Below are 3,693 nucleotides of genomic sequence, written 5' to 3'. Positions count from 1 at the left end.
TTCTTTGCTTACTTTCTTTGGGCAAGACCAAAGAAAGTGAGTCAGCCCCGGCAGGGGATGAAACAAGGGATGCACCAACAACCCAAAACCCTGAAAACACCGTCGAAGGCCAGCGCTGTTGTGCCATCGTGACGGCCCGCGTGCAGCACGCAACGCTTTGGGACAGGCATCGACCGACGTTGACACACATCAACGCGGCGCGCACATCGCAGTTTTAGGATGAGCCATCGCCCCCACAAGAACCGCCCCATGTTTCCGTTCGCCAAGCCGGCCGACGATCCGTCCGCCGCAAATGACACCGCCTTCCGCTGGTCGGCGCCGCAGGTGCGCGAGCTCGCGGAGCGCTTTGATACGCACGGCCCGCGCTACACCTCGTACCCGACCGCCGACCGCTTTCACAACAAGTTTGGTAACGCCGATTACCTCGACGCCTTGCACCGTCGCGCGGCGATTGCACCCGCGCTGCATGCCCCGCTGTCGCTGTACATGCACCTGCCGTTCTGCGCGAACCTCTGCTACTACTGCGGCTGCAACAAGGTCATCACAAAGGATCGCTCGCGCAGCGCACGCTACGTTGAAACCCTTGCCCGCGAGATGGCGATGGTGGCCAACCAGATTGGCCCACTGCGCCGCGTGACGCAATTGCATTGGGGCGGCGGCACGCCTACGTTCCTAGCGCACGATGAGATGCGCGCCGTGATGGCCGCCACACGGCAGCATTTCGACCTGGCCAGCGATGGCGAGATCTCGGTCGAACTCGACCCGCGCCACGCCGACGACGCAACACTTGAAGTGCTGGCCGAGATCGGCTTCAACCGCGCAAGCCTCGGCATCCAGGACTTCGACCCCGACGTCCAGCGCGCGGTCCACCGCATCCAAAGCGTGGAAGAGACACGTCGCGTGGTCGACACCGCGCGGCGGCTGGGCTTCGAATCGATCAGCTTCGACCTGATCTACGGCTTGCCGTATCAGCGCACCGAAACGTTCAACGCAACGCTCGACCGCGTGCTGGAGATGGCGCCTGATCGGCTGTCCGTCTACAGCTATGCGCACCTGCCGCACCTGTTCAAGGCGCAGCGCCGCATCGACATGCTCACGCTGCCGACCGCTGACGAAAAACTCGATTTGCTGGCGATGACAGTGGAGCGGCTCGTTGCCGAGGGCTACGTCTACATCGGCATGGATCACTTCGCGCGGCCTGACGATGCGCTGGCCATCGCGCAGCGTGAAGGCCGGCTGCAACGCAATTTCCAGGGCTACTCCACGCACGCCGATTGCGACATGCTGGCGTTTGGCGTGTCCGCCATCAGCCGCGTGGGCGATGTGTATGCGCAGAACGAGAAGGATCTCGACGCGTACTACGCACGCATCGACGCTGGCCAGCTCGCCGTGCTGCGCGGCATGTCGCTCACACCGGACGACCACGTGCGCCGCGCGCTGATTGGCGAGTTGATGTGCGGGTTCGAACTGAACATGCGCGCATTCGGAGCGCGCCACGGGCTGGACTTCAAGCGCAGCTTTGCGAACGAGCTGCAGGCGCTGGCGCCGCTGGAGGAAGCCGGGCTGGTGAGGGTGGGCGACGAGCGTATCGTCATCACGCCGCAAGGGCGGCTGCTGGTGCGCCGCATCGCGATGGTGTTCGATGCGCACCTGCGCGAGGCAGGCACGGAGCGCGCGGTGGAAGCCGAGGGCAAGCCCGTCACCTTCGTCCCGCGCTACTCCAAAGTGGTCTGATCGACCTACCGACCCGTAGTGAGGTCAGACCGTGGCCGGCTCGGGCTGCAGCGCAGCGTCTTGCGTCTGCGCAGTCACGAGCGTCTGCGGCCAGATCTCCGCCAGGCGCAGCAGGTTGGTCGAACCGGCCTGGCCGAACGGCATGCCCGCCGTGATGGCGATCTGGTCGCCCGATACGGCAAAGCCTTCACGCGCGGCCGCGCGGCACGCCGCATCCACCATCTCGTCGACGTTGCTCACATCGGGGCTGACCGTGCTGTGCACCCCCCACGTGATTGCCAGACGGCGCGCAGTATCCAGGCGCGGCGTGATGCTCACGATAGGCGCCAGCGGCCGCTCGCGTGCGGCGCGCAGACTCGTCTTGCCGCTGGACGTATACGTGACGGTGGCCACTGCGCCCAGGATGTGCGTCACGTCGCGCAGGGCCGCGCAGATGGCGTCCTGGCGCGTCGGCAGCGGCGGCTGATGCTGCGCGTCGATCAGGTTGCGGTACAGCGGGTCGCGCTCCGTCTCGGCAATGATGCGGTTCATGATGCTGACCGCCGCCACCGGATGCTTGCCGCTGGCCGACTCGGCCGACAGCATCACGGCATCGGTGCCGTCGTACACGGCGCTGGCCACGTCTGACGCTTCGGCGCGCGTCGGTACCGGCGCCTCAATCATCGATTCCAGCATCTGCGTGGCCACGACCACCGGCTTGCCGTGGTGACGCGCCATGCGCAGGATGCGCTTCTGCACGCCGGGCACGCGCTCGGGCGGCAGCTCCACGCCCAAGTCGCCGCGCGCCACCATCAGCGCATCGGACGCCTGCACGATGTCTTCCAGATGCAGCAGCGCGGCGGGCTTTTCGATCTTGGAGAGCAGCCCAGCCCGGTCGCCGATGATCTCGCGCGCGGCGATCACGTCTTCGGCGCGCTGCACGAATGACAGGGCGATCCAATCGACGCCCAGCGACAGCGCGAAGTCCAGGTCGCGCAGGTCTTTCTCGGTGAGCGCCGGAATGGGGATCACGGCGTCCGGTACGTTCACGCCCTTGCGGTCCGACAGCGGGCCGCCATCGACCACACGCGTGACGATGGCCGTCGGGTCGGCGGCTTCCACCGCCAGGCGGATCTTGCCGTCGTCCAGCAACAGCGACTGGCCCGGCGCGGCAGCCGCGTACAGCTCCGGATGCGGCAGATGCACACGCGTGACATCCCCCGGCGTCGGATCGCGGTCGAGCACAAAGCGGTCCCCGTTCTTGAGCACGACGCGGCCGTCGGCAAACGTGCCGATGCGCAACTTCGGGCCTTGCATGTCCGCGAGGATGCCGATCGGGCGGCCGGTCTCGGCCTCCACCGCGCGCACGGTGTCGTAGCGCTTGCGGTGGTCTTCGTGCGAGCCGTGGCTGAAGTTCAGGCGGAAGACGTCCGCGCCCGCGTCGAAGAGGGCGCGGATGGTGTCTTTGTCGCTGCTGGCGGGGCCTAGGGTGGCTAGGATTTTGGTGTTGCGGAAGCGGCGCACTTTGTTGCTCCGGGTGGGGTTGTTTGTTTGCTTGGTTGGGCCTTGGTGGTGCACTCCCTTTCACCCCCTGCCGGGGGCGACTCACTTTCTTTGTCTTGCCAAAGAAAGTAAGCAAAGAAAGGCGCGCCCGAGATGGCGACCCCTTCCTTGAATTTGTGTAACCGGGCGGAGACGGGGAAAACTCGCTGCGCTCAAACAGTTCCCCGTCTTTGTTCCGCCCGCTTACACAAATTCAAGGCGCCATCTAGGGCAGGGTACGGCCACACAATCTGTGTGCTGTCCTAGTTGGCTCCGTTTGTTGCTGTGTTGCTCGCCTTGCTTCGCGTTGTGCTGCTGGTTCCTACTGCACTCGTGATCGACGGTTTGGCCCTTGACGTTCCTGCCCTAGATGGCGCCTTGAATTTCTGTTGCAGGGAGGAAAAAGGAAGGGAAACTGTCTGAGCGAAGCGAGTTTTT

General features: G+C 65.0%; 3 protein-coding genes. 2 read left to right on the top strand and 1 reads right to left on the bottom strand.

What is annotated here, in order from left to right; genetic code table 11:
- Together ACTJK4_RS22060 and hemN are read left to right on the top strand one after the other, a co-directional pair.
- The coding region (locus tag ACTJK4_RS22060; protein ID WP_440818941.1) for a hypothetical protein at positions 1-218 on the top strand (218 nt) is incomplete at its 5' end.
- Positions 219-249: 31 nt separating this feature from the next.
- Positions 250-1,734, top strand: a complete 1,485-nt coding sequence (gene hemN / locus ACTJK4_RS22055) for an oxygen-independent coproporphyrinogen III oxidase (RefSeq protein ID WP_440818943.1) — start codon at positions 250-252, stop codon at positions 1,732-1,734.
- Positions 1,735-1,758: 24 nt separating this feature from the next.
- Here the strand turns inward: hemN and pyk are convergent, their stop codons facing one another.
- The gene (gene pyk / locus ACTJK4_RS22050) at positions 1,759-3,237 is read right to left on the bottom strand and encodes a pyruvate kinase (RefSeq protein ID WP_232041360.1); all 1,479 of its coding nucleotides are present in this window, start codon (positions 3,235-3,237) and stop codon (positions 1,759-1,761) included.
- Positions 3,238-3,693 lie beyond the last annotated feature (456 nt).

Origin of the sequence: Ralstonia sp. 22111 (assembly GCF_052045895.1) — a bacterium.
Classification (GTDB): domain Bacteria; phylum Pseudomonadota; class Gammaproteobacteria; order Burkholderiales; family Burkholderiaceae; genus Ralstonia; species Ralstonia wenshanensis.
Note: the sequence above shows the minus strand (reverse complement) of the source record. Positions and strands in the feature narration are given on the sequence as shown.

Coding starts and splice junctions, on each gene's coding strand:
- hemN (WP_440818943.1), top strand. CDS start 250: ATGTTTCCGTTCGCCAAGCCGGCCGACGATCCGTCCGCCGCAAATGAC.